Origin of the sequence: Micrococcus sp. HSID17227 (assembly GCF_003989405.1) — a bacterium.
In the GTDB taxonomy this organism is placed as follows: Bacteria; Actinomycetota; Actinomycetes; order Actinomycetales; family Micrococcaceae; genus Micrococcus; species Micrococcus luteus.
The window spans coordinates 1-1,438 of sequence record NZ_RBLN01000371.1 but is presented as its reverse complement, the minus strand read 5'-3'; the positions used below and the strand labels follow the sequence as shown (position 1 = coordinate 1,438).

Below are 1,438 nucleotides of genomic sequence, written 5' to 3'. Positions count from 1 at the left end.
GGCCCGCTCCCCTGGTCGCGATGGACCTGGCCGGGCCGAAGGTGCGCACGGGCCCCATCGAGCCGGGCCCGCGCGTCGTGAAGGTGAAGCCCGCCCGGGACCCCTCCGGGACCGTCACCGAGCCCTCCCGCGTGTGGCTCGCCGCCGGGACCCACGACGCCGTGGCCGCGGCTCACGGGCCGGAGGGCGCCGTCGTCGTGCCGCTGGCGGACCCGGACGGGAAGACCCTGGCGGGCCTGCAGCGCGGCGACGAGATCGAGCTGACCGACGCGCGTGGCGCACACCGCAGGCTGGAGGTCGAGCGGGTGGACGGCGAGGGCGTGCTCGTGCGGGCGGAGAAGACGGTCTACTGGGCGACGGGCACGGCGCTGACGACGCCGCACGGTCCGCTCGAGGTGGGCCAGCTGCCCCCGCTCGAGCAGTCCATGCGCGTGCACGAGGGCGAGGAGATCGTGCTGGCCCGCTCGCTCGAGCCGGTCCCCGCGGTCGACACGCCGCCCTACCGGATCGGCCTCACCCTGGCGCAGGCGTTCGCGGATGCGGCGGTCGGCGACCGGGTCTCCATCGACGACGGACGGATCGGCGCGCGGATCACAGCGGTGTCCGCCGACGAGATCACCCTCGAGGTGACCCAGGCCGGCCCTCGCGGGGCGAAGCTCAAGGCGGAGAAGGGCGTGAACTTCCCGGACACGCACCTGGCCATCCCGGCCCTCACGGACGAGGACCTCGCCCACATCCCGTTCGCGGCCCGCCACGCGGACATGGTGAACATGTCCTTCGTCCGCTCGGCCGAGGACGTGGCCCAGCTGATCGACGCGCTCGAGGCCGAGGACGCACCGGACGTGGACATCACGCTGAAGATCGAGACGGTGGAGGCCTTCCGGCAGCTGCCGCGGATGCTGCTCGAGGCGATGCGCTGGCGGGACGTCGGGGTGATGATCGCCCGTGGCGACCTGGCGGTGGAGGCCGGCTTCGCACGGATGGCCGAGCTGCAGGAGGAGATCCTGTGGCTGTGCGAGGCGGCGCACGTGCCCGCGATCTGGGCCACCCAGGTCCTCGAGTCCCTCGCCAAGACCGGCCTGCCCTCACGGGCGGAGATCACGGACGCCGCGATGGCGCAGCGGGCCGAGGCCGCGATGCTGAACAAGGGCCCGTACATCGACCGCGCCGTCACCGTCCTCGGCGACATCCTGGGCCGGATGCACGGTCATGCGAGCAAGAAGCGCGACATGCTCCGGCGGCTCGAGTCCTGGTCCCTCTGACGGGGCTCAGCCGCGCGGCTCGTCCTGGGGCCGGGGCGGGTGGCCGCCGCGCGCCTCGATGAGCTTGGCGACCTCCTCCGGGGGCAGGGTCACGCCGTAGGAGCGGTCCAGGCCGGTGGGCGCGGGGTCCGCCTCCGGGACGGGCCGGGCCGGCGCCTCGGGTCCGCCGGGAGCGA

At 74.4% G+C, this 1,438-nt stretch carries 1 protein-coding gene; it reads left to right on the top strand.

Annotation, left to right across the window (positions count from 1 at the left end):
- Nucleotides 1-1,262, top strand: a 1,262-nt coding sequence (locus D8M29_RS11920) for a pyruvate kinase (protein ID WP_127446011.1), incomplete at its 5' end; no start/stop codon positions are given.
- Nucleotides 1,263-1,438: the final 176 nt, after the last annotated feature.